The organism is Labilibaculum sp., from assembly GCF_963664555.1.
Lineage (GTDB): Bacteria > Bacteroidota > Bacteroidia > Bacteroidales > Marinifilaceae > Labilibaculum.
In genome coordinates this window covers 2,995,397-3,016,456 of sequence record NZ_OY761461.1, presented here as the reverse complement: position 1 = coordinate 3,016,456, position 21,060 = coordinate 2,995,397, and the positions used below count along the sequence as shown (strand labels likewise).

Genomic DNA, 21,060 nt, shown 5'->3' with positions numbered 1-21,060 from the left:
AACAATGAAAAAGATAATTTATATCCTTCTTTTTGCTGTTACTTTAATGGGCTGTGAAAACTATCTCGATAAGAGCCCTGTAACCGAACAGACAGAAGAAAGTTTCTATCGTACGGAAGACGATATGTATAGAGCATTAATTGCAGCATATGAACCATTGCAAAGAAACTGGGGCGAGAGCCTGCAAATAACCATGGATATTGTTTCGGATGATGCTTATGGCGGAGGTGGTTCTGCAACTGATGGTGTTTCCGGAAAGAGAGCAGACAGAGGATTGACCACCTCTTCAGAGGGTATGTGGAGTGCTATGTGGAACGATCATTACGCTGGTGTTTACGGCGCAAATATCTTTTTGGAAAAGGTTGATGCTTCGGAAATGTCGGAAGAATTAAAGATACAATTCAAAGGCGAGGCTCTTTTCTTGAGAGCTTACTACTATTCCAATTTAGTTCGTCTGTTTGAGAATATTCCTTTAATAACCAAAACTCTTGCAACTTCGGAATATTCACAAGTTGCGGCTCCTGTAGATGAAGTGTATGCTCAAATCGCAAACGATTTGGAAACTTCAATCACTTATTTAAAAGATGTTACTTACAGTAATGACGAAAAAGGTAGAGTTACAGAGTGGGCTCCAAGAGCTTTATTAGCCAGGATGTACCTTTTTTATGATGGCGTATATGGTAGTGGTAATGCAAGTTCTACAATGCCTGGTGATGTTACCGGTTCGGATGTTTTAAACTATTTAAATGAAATTATCACGAATAGCGGTGCTGATCTTTTACCTGACTTTGGAAATCTTTGGGGACATGCTGATGTCACTAATTCATGGGTTGAAAATTCCATAGAAGGTATTTTTGAGGTACAATTCTCAAACCAAGGTGAAGGATGGCAATGGTATAACGCTCCTTTTGATATTGGTAATAAAATGGTTGTATTTGTAGGTCCTCGAGGAACTAATGCTGATTCTGAATATTATTCTGGATGGGGATTCTCTCCGGCAACACAGCAACTTTACGATTCTTACCAAGATGGTGATCTTCGACGTGATTTCACACTCCTTGATATGGTAGAAGAATTGGGCGCAGGTAATTTTGAAGAAGCTGATCAGTATACAGGCTATTTGAATAAAAAGTATGCAGGCCTTAAAAGCCAGGTTCCTGATGTTGGACAAGAGCAACTGAATTTTCCTCAGAATTACATTTCAATACGTTATGCTGATGTTTTACTGATGGCTGCTGAAATGGAATTTCATATCGGATCGAATGCAACAGCTGCAATTCACTACAATAAGGTTAGAGGACGTGCTTTTGAGTCTTATTCTCCTGTTAGTTCAGTAACACTTGATCAAATTTTTGAAGAAAGAAAGTTAGAGTTTGCATTGGAAGGAATCAGATATTGGGATTTACTTAGAAGAGGTATGCCTGTACTTGAAAGTGCTGTTAATGCAACAAATTTAGGTGGTATTTATGATTCAGCTGTTAATTCCGCAGCCAAAGGGTTTTGGCCAATTCCTTCAACAGAAATTGCACTTTCGAATTTTGTTTTAGAGCAAAACGATGGTTATTAGAAGGTTGTGTTCGAATTATCTTCGGTGATTCACAATTTTCATAACCTATCAAATGATTATTTAAAATTCAAATTATGAAAAAAATATTATATTTTATTTTGCTTTTAGTTGTTGTTGTGTCCTGTTCTCCTGAGGAGTACAGCACGCCGGAAAACTTAATGGCAGAACAGATTGATTGGGGATATACTCCAACCAATGTAACCAATGAATATACTCTTTATAACAATACTCCAGGCGTAAGCTCAATTTGGGATTTTGGGAATGGGGTTACACAAAAAGGAAGTTCAGTTACTGCTCAATATACTTTTGCTGGAACTTATACAGTTACATTAACTGTAATTTCTCAAGGTGGTGTTACTGTTGTTGAAGATGAGATCACAACAGATGTGGATAATCCTGCTTTTCTTTCCGGATATCCTTACGATCAGTTAATTGGTTCAGGGGAACAGGTTTGGGCTGTCGATGCCTACTCTCAAGCTCATTTTGGATTAGGACCTACCTTGGCTAATCCTACGGAATGGTATGGTGCCGCTATAAACGATAAAGCGGAAAGAAATTTTTACGATGACAGATTTACCTTTAAAATTACTTCTTCAGGTCTAACAGTAACTCAGGAGACAAATGGTTTTGTATATGCCAATGGAGCCTGGGCCTCAGATTTAGGCACTACAGCAGGGAATGAAGAGCCAAGTGGCAATGATTTTATCATGCCATTTGCCGGTGGTGATTTTGTTTGTGTTGTTGCTGGTGAAAAGATCAATGTTACAGGTGGTGGATTTTTAGGATACTATGCTGGTGCGTCGGAATATGAAATCATGACTCTTACTGATGATCTGCTGGAAGTGGCATTTTGGGATACAAAGTCTAATTTCTATTGGTTTACCCGATTTAGACCGGTTGATAAATTGACACAACCTGCACCACCAGTAGTAAAAGAGTTGGAAAGTAATGATATCGCAGATGATTTTGAAGGAAATGGAAATGTTGTTTGGGAGACTAAAGACATTGAAGGATTCGATATCATTGACAATTTTGCTCCTTCAGATGTAAATTCATCGGAGAAGGTTGCAAGATATAAGAAAGGTGCTGGCGAGTGGACAAATGTGCTTACCGTATTAGATTATAAGATTGATTTATCGGTAAGAAATATATTTACCATGCAGGTATTTATCCCTTCTTTTAACGATTATGTTACAGTGTGTAATCCGGGTACAGATTGGCTTTCTGAGTGGGTACTTAAGCCTCAGGTGGATGTGAAACTACAGGATAGTTCTCTTGGCGGAAATGCTTGGCAAACTCAACAGGTTCGCAGCCATACTTTAACTGAAGATCAGTTTGGAAAATGGGTAGAATTAACCTTCGATTTTAGCGATGTTTCTGATCGTGTTGATTTTGACCAGATTGTAATTCAGCTTGGAGCTGAAGGTCATTGCAATGCAGGACTATTTTATATCGACGATTTTAAATTATTACCCTAATTAAATAATGCCGGAGCACTTTTGTTGCTCCGGCAAAATTATAAACTCACTTTTCTGTACAAATTGTCCCTATGAAAATATTACGTTCACTTACACATGTTAAGATATTCCTGTCTATACTATTTGTGTCTGCATTACTGTCCTGCAGTAAAAATGATGATGAAGAAACCTATACTCCCGATTTCACTTTTAGTGAAGATGCGAATGATGCAAATAAAATCGTGTTTTCAAATACAAGTACAGGAGCGTATCTTTTTATGCAGTGGGATTTTGGAAATGGAGAGGTTTCTGAAAAGGAACGTGCAAATACAAAAGATTATACCGTTTTCTACTCCGAAAAAGGAGATTACAATGCGAAGCTGACTCTTTGGGGGCTGGATAATGAGCTGTCGAATAATAAGAGTGCAAGTAAGACTGTTAGTATTGCAAATGATGTTTTTGTTGCTGATTTTACTTATCTAATAAATAGTACGAAGCCAAATTTTGTCACACTAAATAATACAACCAAGGGCGATTATGATCGTATTTCATGGACATACAATCACAATGAGATCACTGGAGATAATATCGATGAAACTGAAATATATTTTTCAAAGGCAGGTATTTATGATGTGGAATTACATGTTTATAAAGATGATTTTGAAAAAGTTCTGACAAAACAGATAAGTATCGCTCAAGACGATCCGGACTATTTGAATAATATGACATTGGTATGGTCTGATGAATTTGATGGATCTGCGGTAAATACAGATTATTGGACCTTCGAAACCGGCTCAGGTGGATGGGGCAACAACGAATTACAAAATTACACCAATGGGGATAATGCCGAAGTTGTGGATGGCAAGCTGATCATCACGGCACGTAAAGTGAATGATGATAAAGCTGCCGGTTCGTACACCTCCGCACGCATGATCTCAAAAGGCAAAAAAGAATTTACATTTGGAAGATATGAAATTCGCGCCAAATTACCTTCCGGCACAGGAATATGGCCTGCCATATGGATGCTGGGAAGCAATATCAACACAGCTGGATGGCCTGCATGCGGAGAAATTGATATTATGGAATATGTAGGTTATCAACCTGATATAGTTCATGCAACAGTTCATACAACTGCCGGTTCAGGTTCTAATGGTGATGGTAGTAGTGTATCTCTATCAACCGCCGAAGAAGAATTCCACATTTATGGTTTATTATGGGATGAAACAGAGATGGTATTTTACATCGACACTCCTGATCATATCACTCATACCTATGCACCATCTGCTAAAACGGCAGCTAATTGGCCATTTAACGAAGCTCAATTCTTCATATTAAATGTAGCTGTAGGTGGAAACTGGGGAGGTGCTCAGGGAGTCGACAATTCAATTTTCCCTCAAAGCATGGAGGTTGATTACGTTCGGGTATACCAGTAAACGAAGAATTATATAAAACACACAATATGCCACTTAAAAATACCATCCTATTATTGGGAACAATATTTCTGCTGTCTTCCTGCAATTGGAAGAAATCAGAAAGCTCTGCAAAAATTGCAGGAGATGCTGACAACTATCAGTTGGTCTGGAGCGATGAATTTGATTATACCGGTTTACCTGATTCAACAAAGTGGATTTACGATACAGTTGGGAATTCGGAAGGTTGGGGAAATAATGAAGCTCAACATTATACAATTGCAAAAAAAGAAAATGCCTGGGTTAAAGATGGTGTTCTCAGCATCAATGCCTTAAAAGAGCAATACGAAGGCAAGGAGTATACATCTGCCCGTTTAAATTCAAAAGCAAATTGGTTGTGCGGAAAAATTGAGGTGAATGCCAAGCTTCCCAAGGGAAGAGGTACTTGGTCTGCCATATGGATGATGCCGGCAGACTGGACTTTTAAAGATGGAAATTGGCCAAATATTGGCGAAATCGACATCATGGAGCATGTTGGGCATAATTTAGGGGTGATTCATGCTTCGGCTCACTCTAAAGATTACCAATGGCAAATTAACACACAACAAACTGATACAATACATATATCTGATGTAGCTGAAAAATTTCATTCCTACATCTGGGAGTGGACACCTGAAGTTATGAGAGCCTATGTAGACGATCAACTTTATTTTGAATACAAAAACGAAGGTTTAGGCGAATCTAAATGGCCTTATGTAAAACCTTTCTACCTGATATTAAATGTTGCTGTAGGTGGAGCCTGGGGTAGTGTGGAAGGAATAGATGCTGAAGCATTTCCTCAAACTATGCAGGTTGATTATGTGAGGATCTTTCAGAAAAAATAATCGCTTTTGTTTTGGAAATCTAATTGAGAACAGACTTTATGAATTTAAAATATACCGTTTTTGTTTCACTCATAGTTGCATTAGGTGGCTTTCTAATGGGATTTGACGCCTCTGTTATATCAGGTGTTGTGAAATTTATTGAACCTCAATTTAATTTAACGAAAATTGAATTGGGATGGTCGGTTAGCTGTTTAACTCTTACAGCAACTTTAGCTATGTTATTGGCAGGTCCGTTAAGTGATAAGTTCGGAAGAAGAACGATTCTTAAATATGCAGCTGTTCTCTATTTTATTTCTGCGCTGGGATCGGCATTTGCACCTAATTTTTTGTTTTTGGTAATGGCACGAATGCTTGGCGGTTTTGGTGTTGGAGCTTCTTTAATCATTGCACCGGTTTACATTGCCGAAATTGCTCCGCCTAAATTAAGGGGAACTATGGTTTCTTTTAATCAACTGAATATTGTACTGGGCATATCTGTTGCCTTTTTTACGAATTACCTGATTTTACAATTGGGAAAATCAGATGCTGGCTGGGCTGAATTCTTACAGTTTAGTACTTTCAATTGGCGTTGGATGTTAGGTTTGGAAGCCTTGCCTGCAATCATTTATTTTGTATTTCTATTCTTCGTTCCCCGCAGTCCAAGATGGTTGGCCATGAATGGATTGGATGATGAAGCCTTACTGGTTATGGAGAGATCTTTGGGAACAGAAGAAGCAGAAATTCAGCTAAAATCCATTACCCATAGTATTAAATCATCACCGCAAAAGGAAAAAGTATCCTTTAGAGAGTTGTTTCAGCCATCCATGAAATTGGTATTGCTCATTGGTATTGTGATTGCAGTTACGCAACAAATTACCGGTATCAATTCCGTATTTTTTTATGCTCCTATGATTTTTGAACAAACGGGTATTGGTACCGATGCTTCGTTTTCTCAGGCCATTTTAGTTGGCCTGATCAATTTGGTATTTACGCTTTTTGCAATATGGTTGGTCGACCGCGTTGGACGAAAGCCACTTTTGATTTTCGGATTAACTGGCATTGCAATTTCGATGTTTATCCTGTCTGCAGGATTTGGGCAGGCAACTTATCAATTGACCGAAAAAAGTATTCAAGAATGCTCATTAATTGCCGGTTCAGAGGATATTACATCCATGCAGAATGTTCTGTATAATAGCGATGTAGAATTTAATAAAGCTCTAAAAGCTTGTGTTGGCGAACAAACTTTTAAAGAACACCAAACCGATTTTATCTCCAAAGCAATTAGTATCAATCCATGGTTGGTTTTAATTGGTATCCTTGGTTTTGTGGCCTCTTTTGCTATTTCATTGGGACCGGTTATGTGGGTTTTGTTTTCAGAATTATTTCCGAATCGGGTTCGGGGATTAGCCATTTCATTTGTTGGTTTAATAAACTCGGGAATCAGTTTTTTGGTTCAGTTGGTCTTCCCTTGGGAGCAGATAAATTTCGGCAATGCCACAACATTTCTGATTTATGGAATTTTTGGTGCGATAGGACTTGTATTTGTTTTTTTCATGTTGCCCGAAACCAAAGGAAAATCTTTGGAGGAGTTGGAACTGATCCTTGTAAAAGAATAATGAATGCTTCCATCGGAAGAATTCGATTGTGAGCTTTAAAATATAAAAAAGTATAAGTTTTTACTATAAAAAGTAATTGAAGTAGAATCAATTAAATTTAAAATGAAGAAGAATAGCATTTATTTGGGAGACACGAGTTTGAATTGCAGTAAGGCTGACGTTGAGGGGGAATTCGTAGAACTACATAATGAAAAGTTTTACAAGATCAGCAATTCTGATCAAATGTCAGACTTCTTTATGAGTATAGTCAGTGATTCCGATCACTGGATGTTCATATCGAGCAATGGTTCTTTGTCGGCAGGAAGAAAAGACAGGAACAATGCATTGTTCCCTTATTATACCGTTGATAAGATTCACGATTACAGAGATAAAACAGGCAGTAAGACAATTGTGCTGGTTGAAAAGAATGAAAAAACCTTTCTATGGAAACCTTTCTCTGATGGTCTGAGAAAAATATACAAGATTGAACGGAATTTGTATAAGAGTATTTATGGCAACAAAGTCGTTTTTGAAGAGGTGAATTTCGATTTGGGAATGAGTTTCCAATATGGCTGGAGCAACAGTGAAAAATTTGGTTGGGTAAAAAAATCGATCGTTAGTAATTTAAGTGATGAATCCGTAAAATTTGAGATTCTTGACGGGATTGAAAATATTCTTCCTTGCGGTATAGATTACGATTTTCAGAATGAATACAGTAATCTGTTAGACGCATATAAGAAAAGTGAATTGCTTGCAGAAAGTGGACTGGGATTGTATATGTTGAGTTCAATACCTGTTGATAGAGCTGAACCAAGTGAATCGTTAAATGCAACTACTGTATGGTCGCATGGATTAAATGACAAAAGGAAAATTCTTTTATCAAGCAAACAATGTGATCGATTTAAGGATGGTTTTGCAGTTGAGGCTGAATTTGATGTTAGAGCAACAAAAGGAGCTTATATTTTAAATGCAGAATTGGAATTGACAGCAAAAGAATCGCGCGAATGGATAATTGTTGCAGAAGTAAATCAGAACAGTGCAGCTGTTACCAATCTAAATAACTTTATCAATATTGAAAAGAACATATCAGAATTAGTATCCAATGATATCGCTTTGGGCACAAAAAATTTGATTCAAATTGTTGCAGACGCCGATGGTTTGCAAATAGGAAATGATGATTTGGCTTGCGCCCGTCACTTTTCAAATACACTTTTTAATGTGATGCGGGGAGGTGTTTTTATTGATAATTACTTTGTGGGATCAGATGATTTTAAATTGTTCGTTCAGCAAACCAATAAATTGATCGCTAAAGAATTTGAATTGTGGATTGATCAATTGCCATCAAAAATTACTTATACCGAATTAAATCAACAGGCTGAAAAGACTGGTAATTCTGATTTGATTAGAATCTGTTATGAATATCTTCCGCTTACATTCAGCAGAAGACATGGAGATCCAAGTCGTCCTTGGAACCAGTTTTCTATTGAAACAAAAAATGACGATGGCTCACCAAAATTGAATTATCAGGGAAATTGGCGTGATATCTTTCAAAACTGGGAAGCTCTGGGTTTGTCGTATCCTGAATTTATCGAGGGAATGATTGGCAAATTTGTAAATGCATCTACTCCTGATGGTTACAATCCATACCGAATAACACGAGAGGGAATCGATTGGGAATGTCCGGATCCGCATGATCCATGGGCTTATATCGGGTACTGGGGAGATCATCAGATTATCTATCTGCAAAAATTCCTGGAGTTATCGAATGAATATCACCCACAAAAGTTGGATGAATTGCTTACGAAGGAAAATTTTGTGTATGCAAATGTTCCGTATCGAATTAAATCTTACAAGGATATTGTAAAAAATCCACAAGATACCATCGAGTTTGATTTTGCTTTGAATGATCAGATTAGAAGTAGGGTAGCGATGATTGGAGCTGATGCCCGCATGCTTACAAATGGAGAGGAAGGCTTGTATCAAGCCAACTTAACGGAAAAAATATTGGTAACTCTGTTAACGAAGCTAAGCAATTTTATTCCTGAAGCGGGTATCTGGTTAAATACTCAACGTCCGGAATGGAACGACGCGAACAATGCCTTGGTGGGTAATGGCGTTTCGATGGTTACTTTGTGTTACCTAAGAAGATTCCTGAAGTTTTGGTCTGTGAAATTTGCTACTGTTTCTGTAGAAGAGATCCGCATTTCTGAAGAGGTGAAAACTTTACTGGATAGCATTTTTAATTTGTTTTCTGAAAATGCATCTCTATTGGAAAGAGGATTTTCGGATGAAGACAGACGCCGTTTCGCAGATGTATTGGGTGAAGCCGGAACGACTTACCGAAATGGAATTTATGCCAATTCTTTTTCCGGATTGAAAAAAACAGTGAAGGTGAGCGAATTGCTCGAATTCACCAATCTGGCTTTGGTTTATATGGATCAATCTATTAAAGTAAACAAACGTGAGGATGGACTTTATCATGCTTATAATCTGATTTCGTTTACAGAGGAAAGTGTTTCGGTTCGTTATTTATCCCAAATGCTGGAAGGACAGGTTGCTGTTTTAAGCTCTGGTTATTTAAATGCGGAGGAAAGTCTGGATATTTTGGATGCTTTAAAAGCAAGTGCATTGTTCCGCGAAGATCAATACAGTTATTTTCTTTATCCAAACAGACAGTTACCTCTGTTTATAGAAAAGAATAACATTCCTGCCAATCAGGTGAAAGAATCTAAATTATTATCTCAGCTAATTGCTGATCAGGATTCTTCAATTCTGAATGTAGATAAATTAGGTGGTTATCATTTTGATGGCACATTTAGGAATGCCCAGGTTTTGGAAAATGCGATCAATAATCTGAATACAAATAAATACGGACAGCTTGTTAAAGAGGAAAAAAAGAAGGTGCTCGATATTTTCGAAGAGATGTTCGATCATCAGTCATTTACAGGTCGATCGGGTACTTTTTATGGCTTTGAAGGTTTGGGTAGTATCTATTGGCACATGGTTTCGAAACTCTTGCTTGCTGCACAAGAAAGCTATTTTAATGCCATCGAACAGGAAGCTGATCCAGTAGTGATTGGTAAAATAAAGGATCACTACTACGAAATTAAAGCAGGCATTGGATTGTATAAATCACCGAAACTATACGGAGCCTTTCCAACAGATGCTTATTCTCATACCCCTTCTCATGCCGGGGCTCAACAACCAGGTATGACCGGTCAGGTAAAAGAAGATTTTATTTCCAGAATTGCAGAGCTGGGAATCCAGGTTCGAAAGGGTGAGATTGTTTTTGGTACTTCTTTGTTTAACGATCAGGAGATATTGAATCATGATGAGCTATTTGTTTATTACGATGTGAATGGACAGGAGAAACAAATTGCTGTTCATAGCGGTCAGTTAGCCTTTACTTACTGCAAGGTTCCTGTAATCTATTCTTTAGCAGAAAAAAATCAAATTACAATTGTATTTAATACCGGAGAAACGAAAGTGATTCTAAACAATACAATAGATGGGGAGATAAGTGCTTTGATATTTAACCGAAGTGGAGAAGTGGAGAGAATCGATTTTTCAATCGGGAGAAAATAATAATTGAAACAAACAGTACGATTGCAATTTGTTTTGTGATTGTACTGTTTCCTTAAAACTCTAACCTATTAATCTATAACCTATGTCAGTAAGAAGTGAATATTTAATGTCTCTTGCCGGAATGGATCTTTCTGGTAAAACAGAAGCTGAATTAGTATCTCTCTACAATCGATTGTTGAATTCCGGAATGCACGGATTGTGTTTTAGTCCATATATGGAGGATCAGGAACCTGGCACAGAAATTAGTGAAGAGCAAATTAGGAGAAGAATTGAGATCATTAAACCTTACATCAAATGGGTAAGGTCATTTTCGTGCACCGAGGGCAATGAGTTAATACCTAAAATTGCCAAGGAAAATGGACTGAAAACCATGGTTGGAGCTTGGTTGGGAAAATACAAAAGTATTAACGAACAGGAAATCACCAATTTGATTAAAGTTGTTAAAGCCGGACATGCAGATATTGTTGCCGTTGGAAATGAGGTGCTGTATCGTGAGGATTTAACCGAAGATGAATTGTTGGATTACATCTATAGGGTGAAAAAAGCACTTCCGGGAATTCCTGTCGGATATGTTGACGCCTATTATGAATTTGGTAACCGTCCGAGAATAACGACAGCTTGTGATGTGATATTGGCCAATTGTTATCCATTTTGGGAAGGTTGCAGCCTTGATCATTCGTATCTGTATATGAAAGACATGTACAATCGTGCACTGAAAGCCGGAAATGGGAAAAAAGTAATTATTACTGAAACCGGCTGGCCAAATGTTGGTGAAAAATTTCATGGTGCCGAACCGTCCAAAGTAAATGCTCTTAAATATTTTATAAACACGCAAATGTGGTCTAAGGAAGAGGATATCGATATTTTCTATTTTTCATCATTCGATGAAGTATGGAAAACCTCTGATGAAGGTGATGTTGGAGCCTATTGGGGAATTTGGGATAAGGATGAGAACTTGAAATTTTCGAAATAGTCGATGTATTGAATCGGGACAACATTAACCACTGCAGAATGAATCGAAACGAACCATTAAATATAGAACCAGGAAAAGCGATTTGTTATTCGGGTTTCAGAGAAGGACAAAGCCCGGAATCAGGGGTTTATCCAACTTATGAGCAGATTAAAGAAGATCTTTTAATATTGAATAATCATTGGAAATATCTTCGGTTATACGACTGCGATGAACAAACAGATCTTGTTTTAGAAGTGATTCGCAAAGAGAATCTGGATTTTAAAGTCATGCTGGGTGCCTACATAGGTGCTGAAATGAACAATTTTGGATGCCCTTGGGGAGGCTCCTATTCGGAAGAGGAATTGAATGAAAATAAGCAAAGAAATTTGAATCAGATTCAAAAGCTGATTCAATTGGCCAATGAATTTCCTGATATCATTTTTTCTTTATCAGCAGGGAATGAGGCATTGGTGCACTGGACGGATCATTACGTTTCGATAGAAAATGTGATTGCTTACGTTCAATTGATTAAAAAAGGAGCAAAACAGCCTGTAACATTTTGCGAAAACTATGTGCCATGGCTGGATAAATTAAAAGATCTGGTTGAGGAAATAGACTTCATATCCATTCACACTTATCCGGTGTGGGAATATAAAAATATTCATGAGGCGATGGAATACACCAAGCAAAATTATTACAGTGTTGCTGATAAGTATCCTCACAAACCTGTTGTAATTACAGAAGCCGGTTGGGCTACCATGTCCAATGGAAGAGGCATTTCTCCTGGAAATGTAAGTCAGGATTTGCAGGAAATATATTACAATGATTTGATTGATTGGAGTGAGAAAGAAGAGGTTTTAACCTTTGTTTTTGAGGCTTTTGATGAGCCTTGGAAAGGATCTCATGAACCCTTGGAACCGGAAAAACATTGGGGCCTTTTTACGGTTGATCGAAAACCCAAAAAGGTAATGAAGAAACTTTTTTCTAACACCTAGCATCTCATATCTTATAATCTAAACAATTATGAAAAACTTAGTAAAAAATAACAGGAGTACTGGTATAATGATCACTTTGGTGATTTCAATCATTCTGATCTCCTGTAAAAATGATAAGAAAGTGTCCCCAAAAGATTCAGATTTGCCACAAACAACTGCCATAGAAATTAAGCAAACAAGTGAAGATTTATTAAATGGAGTTTCGAAGGCGGTTTGCTATTCTGGTTTTAGAACAGGCCAACATCCTGATAGAGGAGAAGGAGCAATTAATCCAAGTGATGAACAGATTCTAGAAGATCTTCAGATGATCTTTCATGATTCTCTTTTCAATTTAATTCGTCTGTACGATTCGGGTGAAAATTCTAAAGCTGTTCTTAGAATAATTGAAGAAAATAAGCTTGATATTAAAGTAATGCTGGGTATTTGGCTGAAAGCTGAATTAAGTGCTCATGAAACTTGTGAATGGTTAACTGAACCGATTCCTGCCGAAGTTTTAACTCAAAATACCATTGCAAACCAGAAGGAAATACAAGAAGGTATTCGTCTGGCTGCAAAATATTCTGAAACAGTAATTGCGGTTAATGTTGGCAACGAAGCTTTGGTTGAATGGAATGATCATAAGGTAGATACAGATTCAATTATTTCCTACGTTCAGAAAGTTCAGAAGGCAATCAAGCAACCTGTTACTGTTGCCGATAATTATGAATGGTGGGCTGCTAAAGGCGAAAAATTAGCGAAGGCAGTCGATTTTATTTCGATTCATGTTTATCCGGTTTGGGAAGGCAAAGACATCGAAGAAGCAATGTCTTATACCATCGAAAATGTACAAAAAGTCCGGAATGCTCTTCCTGATAGTAAAATTGTAATTACAGAAGCAGGGTGGGCGACTGTAGCCTCCGAATTTAGTGAGAGAGCAAGCGAAGAAAAACAGAAACAATACTATAATGATCTGATTAAATGGTCTTCAGAAATGAACATTACAACCTTCTTTTTTGAAGCTTTCGATGAAGATTGGAAAGGAGAAACAGCGAATCCCTTAGGAGCCGAAAAGCATTGGGGCTTATTCACTGTCGATCGAAAACCCAAAAAAGTGATGGAAAGCCTTTTTGATAAGTAAGTCAAATTTCGACCATTACTGCCTGCATGCCCAACTCCTAATTTTTAATTCCTAATTCAATTCATATGACACATTATAAAACGGCAAAGGAAGACATTGTCCCATTTGGGCAAAAACTGGCATTTGGATCAGGACATCTGGCAAATCAGCTATTTCCTGCGGCTCTGGGTGTGTTTATGGTTGTATTGGTAATGTCTTTGGGGATGGATCCTATTCTGGCCGGAGTATTGGGTGCACTGCCCAGACTTATTGATGCTTTAACAGATCCTGTTATGGGATTTATTTCAGATAATACGAAATCGAAATGGGGGCGAAGAAAACCTTATATTTTAATGGGGAGTGTTATTTCTGGAGTTGCTTTTATGATCATGTGGCAACTGAATCCTGAAAATTCTGAGGTTTATAATTTCTTTTATTTCTTAGTAATATCCATATTTTTTTACATCGGTTATACCATTTTTGCAACACCATTAATTGGTTTGGGGTACGAAATGACTCCCGATTACAATGAAAGAACCAGATTGATGGCTGTTTCTCAGTTTATGGGACAAATTGCATGGATGATAGCCCCTTGGTTTTGGGTAATAATTTATAATCCTTCTATTTTTGATTCTGCACCAGAGGGAGCACGAATTCTTTCTATTTGGGTAGGTGGTTTGTGCATGGTTTTGGGTGTTCTTCCAGCCCTTTTTAACAAAGAAATGATTGTTCCCGATCAGGATAAAATGAAAAATTTGTCGACAAAAGAATTGGCTGCCAACACAAAAGAATTTATAAAAGGGATAAAGTTAACCATTCAAAACAAGCCATTCATGAAGCTTTGCGGGTCTACCTTTCTCATTTTTAATGGATTCCAGACGATTGCTCAATTTGCCTTCTTTATTATTGTCTATTATCTTTTTCAAGGGGATAAGGTGGCAGCAGGAGGTTGGCCGGCATGGTTTGGAACCATAAGTGCTATGGCTACAGCATTTCTTGTAATCCCTATTGTTACTAAGCTTTCCGAGAACTTTGGAAAAAAGAATGCTTTTATCATAGCTACTCTTCTTTCAGTGGTGGGATATGCATTAAAATGGTGGGGATTTAATCCTGAATACCCTTGGCTGATGTTCATGCCAATTCCGTTTTTGTCATTCGGGATAGGTGGCTTGTTTACTTTAATGATGTCGATGACTGCTGATGTTTGCGATTTGGATGAATTGAATAATGGAGAACGCAGAGAGGCTACATTCGGAGCTATTTACTGGTGGATGGTGAAACTGGGAACGGCCGTTGCCATGCTAACCAGTGGTGTTGTTTTGCACTATATTGGCTTCGATGAAAGTGTTGATGTTCAGTCTGCAGAGACCATTACAAACCTCAGGTTAGCAGATATCCTGATTCCAATTACTACAGCATTTCTTGCAATTGTATTGATATGGAAATATGATATTACAGAAACGAGATCTCATGAAATAAGAGAAGCTTTAATCGCACGTCGAGGTAAGGTAAAACATGAAGGTGATGTGATCAGTAATGTTACAGGCGAAATTATACCTGATAAAATATAAAATAAGCTTAGTTGAATAGTTGTGAATGACAATTCATTTAAGGTGAATTTAATTCTATCTATTTCATCAAATAAATAAGGTTCTCAAAAACAAGGAGATTTACAAATTTTGATATGAAAAATATGAATATTGTACACGATGCTAAATCAATAAATATGATGTCGAAAATCTGGATATTCTTCATTTTAGTATTGCTGTTTACATCTTGTCAGAAAGCAGAAAAAAAATTCGTTTATGTGGATGGTGAAAATATTTACTCGGCGAAAGGTGATCTATTGCACCTAAAAGGGGTGAATTTGGGAAATTGGTTATTACCAGAGGGCTATATGTTCAAATTGAAAGATTGTAACTCTCCACGCCAAATAGACCAAAGCATACGCGAATTGATCGGGGATAGTGCTGCTACGGCTTTTTGGGACTCTTTTTTGGAGACTTACATCACTGAGGCCGATATAAAATGGTTATCAGAAGCTGGAGTAAATATGATCCGTTTACCATTCGATTATCGCTTACTGACTCATGATGATTTTTTGGGAAGAGATATGCATGGTTATAAATATTTGGACAAAGCCATTAGTTGGTGTGAGAAATACAATATTTATGTATTGCTGGATATGCATGCAGCTCCAGGAGGTCAAACAGGTGATAATATAGACAACAGTGATGGCTATCCTTGGTTAATGGTGGATGAAGGAATGAAACAAAAGGTCGCTGATATTTGGCAGAAAATTGCAAAGAGATATGCAAATAATACTGCTGTTATAGGGTATAACCTTTTGAACGAGCCCATCCCTCAATATTTTGATGATGATAATTTAAAACCATATTTAGAGCCGCTGTATAAAAAGATTACCAAAGCAATAAGAGAGGTCGATAGTAATCATATTGTATTTTTAGGAGGAGCTGTTTGGGAGACAGATTTCTCTGTGTTTTCTGAACCGTTTGATGATCAATTAGCTTATACATTTCATAAGTACTGGATGCCACCTGAACAAAAGGAAATACAGCAATATGTAGACTTCAGAGATAAATATAAAGTGCCATTATTGATGGGTGAAAGTGGTGAGAATGAGGATGCCTGGGTTAAAGATTTTAGAGAGCTGTTAGATAAGAATGATATTCATTGGACCTTTTGGCCATACAAGAAAATGGATAATACACGTGGTCCAATGAACTTTAATGAACCTATTGGTTATGACAATTTTATAACATACGCCGAAAGTGATAGAAGCTCATTTCGTAATATAAGGGCTCTGAGAGATAGTATTGGTGGAATAAAACGAGAAGAAATTGTGGCTGTATTAAAGCAGTTTGTAGAAAATAGCAGGTTTGAAAATTGTTATCCGAATGAGGGTTATTGCAAGGCATTAGGATTTTTTGATAAAAATATTTCTTATAAATAACACTCCGAATTATGCGGGAGGGACAATTTAATTTACGATGAATTTGACTCTAGAGTAACACAATAAAAGCAACAAATGGAAAATTTTAAATATTACTTATCCTTTTTATTCCTACTTATTATGATGGGATGTAATACAAAGCAAAATAGTTTGCCGGTAGAGGTTTACGAAACATCTGCAAGTGGAAATAAACTGGAAAAATTAACCGATTTTACTGCTGTGGAGAATGCGGTTGCCATTCAATTGTTGCCTGATGAAAAATTTCAGGAGATAATTGGTTTTGGAGGGGCATTTACCGAGTCTTCGGCATACTTGTTAAATCAATTGGGTAAAGAAAATCGAAAACTGATCATTGATGCTTATTTTGGATCAGAAGGAGCCAAATATTCCTTAACTCGCACACATATCAATTCTTGCGATTTTTCAGTTAGCAATTATTCTTACGCTCCTGTAGAAGGGGATAAAGAGCTGAAGCATTTTTCCATCGACGAAGATCGGGATGATATTATTCCTATGATTAAGGAAGCTATGGCTGTTTCGGAAGATGGATTTAAAATTCTTGCCTCTCCTTGGACTGCATCCCCTTGGATGAAAGACAATAATGCTTGGACAGGTGGAAAGTTACTGCCGGAATATTACGATACTTGGGCACTGTTTTTCTCAAAATACATAACGGCTTATAAAAAGGAAGGCATTGATATTTGGAGATTAACTGTTGAAAATGAGCCATTGGGAAATGGAAATAATTGGGAGAGTATGCATTTTACACCAGAAGAAATGGTGGATTTTGTAAGCAAATATCTGGGGCCAAAATTAGAAGCAAACGGACAAGATGTGAAGATTTTAGGCTACGACCAAAATCGCGATGAGCTGAAAGAATGGGCAGATATCATGTACAAAGATGAGGAATCAGCCAAGTATTTCGACGGAATGGCAATTCATTGGTATGCCAGTACTTACGATTATATGCCTGAAATTCTTAATTATACACACGAAAAGGCTCCAACTAAGATGTTAATTCAGACAGAGGCATGCGCTGATGCTGAAGTACCACATTGGCAGGATGACAAGTGGTATTGGTCTAAAGAAGCAACTGATTGGGGTTGGGATTGGGCTCCTGAGGAACAAAAACATCTTCATCCAAAATATGTACCGGTTTACCGCTATGCCAGAGATATTATTGGTTGTATGAATCATTACGTGCAGGGATGGATTGATTGGAACATGGTACTAGACACAGAAGGCGGACCAAATTGGGCAAAGAATTGGTGTCTTGCTCCGGTGATTGTTGATCCTGAAAAGGATGAGGTATATTTTACACCATTGTATCATACTATGGCACACTTCAGCAAATACATCCGTCCGGGAGCAGTACGAATTGGCTTTGAAATATCCGATCAGGATTTAATGATGACCGCAGCACAAAATCCTGATGGATCTATCGCTGTTGTAATTTTGAATATGAAAGAGGAAGCAAAAAATATGAAGATCTCCTTAGGCGATCGTTCTGTTAACATACAGATCAATGCGCAAGCCCTGCAAACAATTATTGTTAGGTAAAAATTAATAAGGCTGAAAGCCTTAAATATAATAGCCCGGGGCATCGCCCTGGGTATGAAAGTCAATTGCAATCGTCGCAATTACAATATTTGATAGGAGTAGAATCCTTGTTTGCGACGAAAATAGTAGATATTGACAGGAACAAGAAAAAAGCTTTCTCTGTTGTAAAAGAAAAATATACAAACTTACCGGTTTCGAAATAGTCCAATCCAATATCCATAAGAATGAAAAAAACAGCATTGTTTTTACTGATAATTTTACCCTTACTAACTATTGGTCAGCCTAAAAAAGATAACAGTATGCCATACATCCTAAAAAATAAGAATCTGGAAATTCATATCGATCTGCCATTGGAAAATTATCAATTTTCCAGATTCGATTGGACAAGTAAAATTACCTCGGTAAAATTTAAAGGAATCCCTGTTTGTACTCAAGAAAAAATTGAAGGGGATGTTGAAAATATTTATGGCAAAGGTTTTTACAATGAATTTGGCATTGAAATGCCTGTCGGCTTTGATGAAATAAAAGAGGGAGAATACTTTCCTAAAATAGGAGTAGGAGCTCTAAAGAAAGAAGGAGGGGAATACAGTTTCAGCAAGGCTTATGAAACTGAACCTGCCGACTTTAAAATCATTACTGATACAAATAAACTACTCATCGAATGTGTCTATCCGAGTGTTAATGGATATTCATATGTGCTGAAAAAGGAAATCGAATTATTGGAAAGCAGTTTTGTTATTCGGTATTACTTGCATAACACAGGCGGGAAAATCATTTCTACGAATGAATACTGCCACAATTTTTTAGCCATCAATAAAGAATTAATGGGAAGTAATTACATCTTAAAATTCCCATTTGATATCAAACCGGAATTATTTGGAGCAACAGTCAATCCTGAAGAGAAAGTAGAGCTTGGACAAAACGAAATTACGTTTAAAAATACGCCAAATGAACAATTCTTTTTCAGCAACCTTTCGGGAAGCAAGAATGTGGATGCTCACTGGGAATTAATCAATACCAAAAGTAAAATTGGTGTCAGCGAAACAGGCAGTTTTACAACCAACAAAGTAAATCTTTGGGGATGGAAACATGTTGTGAGTCCTGAATTGTTCTTTGATATAAACCTAAAACCAGATCAGGAAATTGAGTGGAGCAGAAAATACGATATCTATGAGATTGACAATTAATAATGAGTATTGTGAATTGAAGAAAATAATTTTAGTTGAAATAATTAGAGCAGGGACTGCCGATCGGGCGCGATTTGGGTTGCCCGTTGCCATGAAAAGCCGAACAGCTTCCGAGAGGCTTGATTCTTTTGCTTACTTTTCTCATCTAAGGAGAAAAGTAAGAGCCCATCCGGCTTTAGGATAATAATATAAATAGAGAAACCATTAGATTAATTTTAAAAAAGGCTTGATGTTGAGTCAATAAATTACACAACTATATCACAATGAATACAACGGACTCAAAATTATCATTAAAAGAAAAAATAGGTTACAGCTTAGGCGATACAGCCTCCCATTTTGTTTGGGATATGGTAGGTTTCTGGATTCTGATTTTCTATACCGATACCTTTGGAATCTCTGCCGCCGCCGCAGGAACCATTATGCTGATTGCTCGTTTTTGGGACATGATAAGTGATCCTATTATGGGAATTATTGCTGACAGAACAAATACACGTTGGGGTAAGTTCAGACCTTACATTTTATGGATGGCTTTGCCATATAGTGTTCTTGCCGTTTTAACTTTTACCACTCCTGATCTCGGACCAACGGGTAAAGTGGTTTATGCTGGGGTTACTTATATTTTATTAATGAGTGTTTTTACAGCTATAAATCTTCCTTATTCATCATTGGGAGCGGTAATTACTTCGGATTCTTACGAAAGAGCGGGGCTCAATTCGTATCGGTTTATTTTTGCATTCGTCGGGCAATTTATTGTTTCAGGTACCGCCCTTTCATTGGCTCTGTATTTTGGGGGCGGCGATAATGCAAAAGGATATCAGTACACGTTAATTCTGTTTTCCATTATCAGTTTTATTTTATTCATGATTACTTTTAAAACGACAAAAGAGCGAGTACAACCGCCTAAAGAGCAGAAAGAAAACTTAAAGGAGGATTTTAGAAATTTGTTTAAGAACAAACCTTGGATGATTCTGTTTTTTGTTGGGATTATTTCGTTCATCATGTTTGCAATGCAGAATTTGTCCATTGCATACTATTTTAAATACTATATAGGCAAGGAAGAAAATGTTCAGTTGTTTAATGTGATTGGTACAGTAGCACTGATTGTTGCTATTCCATTTTCAAAACCATTGGCAAAAAAATTCGGTAAGCGTAATGTGTTTTTGGCTAGTTCATTGCTTTCCGGATTTTTCTTCATCTGCTTGTATTTGCCTGCTGCCAATAATTTGACAATGATTTATGCATTTAATATCCTTGCAAAAATGGCTTATGCTCCTGCCGTGCCTTTGCTTTGGACTATGCTTGCCGATACAGCTGATTATTCGGAATGGAAAACCGGACGACGTTCAACCGGCTTGGTCTTTTCTGCAGCTACATTTGCCCAAAAAGCAGGATGGGGAATTGGTGGAGCTTTGGCAGGATGGTTGCTTGCCATATTCAAATTCACACCCAATATTGAGCAAACAGCAACTGCCATAACAGGAATAAAACTCATGATATCGGTAATTCCCGGAATCTTATACATGTCATGTGCAATTCTCTTGTACTTCTATACCATCGATCACGAAACTTGTGTTGTTATAAAAACGGATCTGGATCAAAGGAGATTGGCAGAGGCTACTACTTAAATTGTTTTTGGTTTATGAAGGAAATAGAAGTATTATCTTCATTCATTTTGGTAAAGATCATCTCGAAAAAGGGGTGATCTTTTAAATGTCAACACATTACAGATCTAAATATTAAGATGCTTGTTGTGAATTTTATTCTACCTATTTCTAAAATAGAATATATTGAAAGTAATTGATATTTAGTCTGTTTTTAAA

At 37.2% G+C, this 21,060-nt stretch carries 15 protein-coding genes; all 15 read left to right on the top strand.

Translation table 11 applies throughout. From position 1 onward, the window contains the following. Positions 1 to 4 precede the first annotated feature (4 nt). On the top strand, positions 5 to 1,567 hold the full coding sequence (locus ACKU4N_RS12035) for a RagB/SusD family nutrient uptake outer membrane protein (protein ID WP_321316565.1): 1,563 nt from the start codon (positions 5 to 7) through the stop codon (positions 1,565 to 1,567). A gap of 74 nt (positions 1,568 to 1,641) precedes the next feature. Then, positions 1,642 to 3,045, top strand: coding sequence for a PKD domain-containing protein (locus tag ACKU4N_RS12030; protein WP_321316564.1), 1,404 nt, complete (start codon positions 1,642 to 1,644; stop codon positions 3,043 to 3,045). A gap of 71 nt (positions 3,046 to 3,116) precedes the next feature. Further along, positions 3,117 to 4,457, top strand: a complete 1,341-nt coding sequence (locus ACKU4N_RS12025; protein WP_321316563.1) for a family 16 glycosylhydrolase — start codon at positions 3,117 to 3,119, stop codon at positions 4,455 to 4,457. A 26-nt stretch (positions 4,458 to 4,483) separates the two neighbouring features. Beyond that, on the top strand, positions 4,484 to 5,317 hold the full coding sequence (locus tag ACKU4N_RS12020; protein ID WP_321316562.1) for a glycoside hydrolase family 16 protein: 834 nt from the start codon (positions 4,484 to 4,486) through the stop codon (positions 5,315 to 5,317). 38 nt (positions 5,318 to 5,355) lie between these two features. Then, positions 5,356 to 6,912, top strand: coding sequence for a sugar porter family MFS transporter (locus ACKU4N_RS12015; RefSeq protein WP_321316561.1), 1,557 nt, complete (start codon positions 5,356 to 5,358; stop codon positions 6,910 to 6,912). Positions 6,913 to 7,014: 102 nt separating this feature from the next. Continuing rightward, the gene (locus tag ACKU4N_RS12010; RefSeq protein ID WP_321316560.1) at positions 7,015 to 10,476 is read left to right on the top strand and encodes a 1,3-beta-D-glucan phosphorylase, GH149 family; all 3,462 of its coding nucleotides are present in this window, start codon (positions 7,015 to 7,017) and stop codon (positions 10,474 to 10,476) included. Positions 10,477 to 10,558: 82 nt separating this feature from the next. Continuing rightward, on the top strand, positions 10,559 to 11,449 hold the full coding sequence (locus ACKU4N_RS12005) for a glycoside hydrolase family 17 protein (RefSeq protein ID WP_321316559.1): 891 nt from the start codon (positions 10,559 to 10,561) through the stop codon (positions 11,447 to 11,449). Positions 11,450 to 11,487: 38 nt separating this feature from the next. Continuing rightward, on the top strand, positions 11,488 to 12,423 hold the full coding sequence (locus tag ACKU4N_RS12000) for a glycoside hydrolase family 17 protein (protein WP_321316558.1): 936 nt from the start codon (positions 11,488 to 11,490) through the stop codon (positions 12,421 to 12,423). A gap of 28 nt (positions 12,424 to 12,451) precedes the next feature. Further along, positions 12,452 to 13,540 (top strand): glycosyl hydrolase family 17 protein, encoded by a 1,089-nt coding sequence (locus tag ACKU4N_RS11995; RefSeq protein ID WP_321316557.1) that lies wholly within the window; start codon positions 12,452 to 12,454, stop codon positions 13,538 to 13,540. Positions 13,541 to 13,605: 65 nt separating this feature from the next. Beyond that, positions 13,606 to 15,090 (top strand): MFS transporter, encoded by a 1,485-nt coding sequence (locus ACKU4N_RS11990; RefSeq protein ID WP_321316556.1) that lies wholly within the window; start codon positions 13,606 to 13,608, stop codon positions 15,088 to 15,090. A gap of 113 nt (positions 15,091 to 15,203) precedes the next feature. Then, entirely contained in the window at positions 15,204 to 16,493 is a 1,290-nt protein-coding gene (locus ACKU4N_RS11985; protein ID WP_321316555.1) for a glycoside hydrolase family 5 protein, read from the top strand. 75 nt (positions 16,494 to 16,568) lie between these two features. Further along, the gene (locus tag ACKU4N_RS11980; protein ID WP_321316554.1) at positions 16,569 to 18,053 is read left to right on the top strand and encodes a glycoside hydrolase family 30 protein; all 1,485 of its coding nucleotides are present in this window, start codon (positions 16,569 to 16,571) and stop codon (positions 18,051 to 18,053) included. A 224-nt stretch (positions 18,054 to 18,277) separates the two neighbouring features. Next, positions 18,278 to 19,240 carry a hypothetical protein gene (locus ACKU4N_RS11975; protein ID WP_321316553.1) on the top strand — a complete coding sequence of 321 codons (963 nt, stop codon included), beginning with the start codon at positions 18,278 to 18,280 and terminating at the stop codon, positions 19,238 to 19,240. Continuing rightward, positions 19,224 to 19,424 carry a hypothetical protein gene (locus ACKU4N_RS11970; RefSeq protein WP_321316552.1) on the top strand — a complete coding sequence of 67 codons (201 nt, stop codon included), beginning with the start codon at positions 19,224 to 19,226 and terminating at the stop codon, positions 19,422 to 19,424. The genes ACKU4N_RS11975 and ACKU4N_RS11970 overlap by 17 nt, the downstream gene beginning before the upstream one ends. Positions 19,425 to 19,503: 79 nt before the next feature. Beyond that, the gene (locus ACKU4N_RS11965) at positions 19,504 to 20,865 is read left to right on the top strand and encodes an MFS transporter (protein ID WP_156195805.1); all 1,362 of its coding nucleotides are present in this window, start codon (positions 19,504 to 19,506) and stop codon (positions 20,863 to 20,865) included. Positions 20,866 to 21,060: the final 195 nt, after the last annotated feature.

Bases quoted from the DNA above. Each gene is read 5' to 3' on its own strand.
- ACKU4N_RS11970 (WP_321316552.1), top strand. From the start codon at position 19,224: ATGAGATTGACAATTAATAATGAGTATTGTGAATTGAAGAAAATAATT.
- ACKU4N_RS12010 (WP_321316560.1), top strand. From the start codon at position 7,015: ATGAAGAAGAATAGCATTTATTTGGGAGACACGAGTTTGAATTGCAGT.
- ACKU4N_RS11985 (WP_321316555.1), top strand. From the start codon at position 15,204: ATGAAAAATATGAATATTGTACACGATGCTAAATCAATAAATATGATG.
- ACKU4N_RS11975 (WP_321316553.1), top strand. From the start codon at position 18,278: ATGAAAAAAACAGCATTGTTTTTACTGATAATTTTACCCTTACTAACT.
- ACKU4N_RS11965 (WP_156195805.1), top strand. From the start codon at position 19,504: ATGAATACAACGGACTCAAAATTATCATTAAAAGAAAAAATAGGTTAC.
- ACKU4N_RS12035 (WP_321316565.1), top strand. From the start codon at position 5: ATGAAAAAGATAATTTATATCCTTCTTTTTGCTGTTACTTTAATGGGC.
- ACKU4N_RS12000 (WP_321316558.1), top strand. From the start codon at position 11,488: ATGAATCGAAACGAACCATTAAATATAGAACCAGGAAAAGCGATTTGT.
- ACKU4N_RS12025 (WP_321316563.1), top strand. From the start codon at position 3,117: ATGAAAATATTACGTTCACTTACACATGTTAAGATATTCCTGTCTATA.
- ACKU4N_RS12030 (WP_321316564.1), top strand. From the start codon at position 1,642: ATGAAAAAAATATTATATTTTATTTTGCTTTTAGTTGTTGTTGTGTCC.
- ACKU4N_RS11990 (WP_321316556.1), top strand. From the start codon at position 13,606: ATGACACATTATAAAACGGCAAAGGAAGACATTGTCCCATTTGGGCAA.
- ACKU4N_RS12015 (WP_321316561.1), top strand. From the start codon at position 5,356: ATGAATTTAAAATATACCGTTTTTGTTTCACTCATAGTTGCATTAGGT.
- ACKU4N_RS12020 (WP_321316562.1), top strand. From the start codon at position 4,484: ATGCCACTTAAAAATACCATCCTATTATTGGGAACAATATTTCTGCTG.
- ACKU4N_RS12005 (WP_321316559.1), top strand. From the start codon at position 10,559: ATGTCAGTAAGAAGTGAATATTTAATGTCTCTTGCCGGAATGGATCTT.
- ACKU4N_RS11980 (WP_321316554.1), top strand. From the start codon at position 16,569: ATGGAAAATTTTAAATATTACTTATCCTTTTTATTCCTACTTATTATG.
- ACKU4N_RS11995 (WP_321316557.1), top strand. From the start codon at position 12,452: ATGAAAAACTTAGTAAAAAATAACAGGAGTACTGGTATAATGATCACT.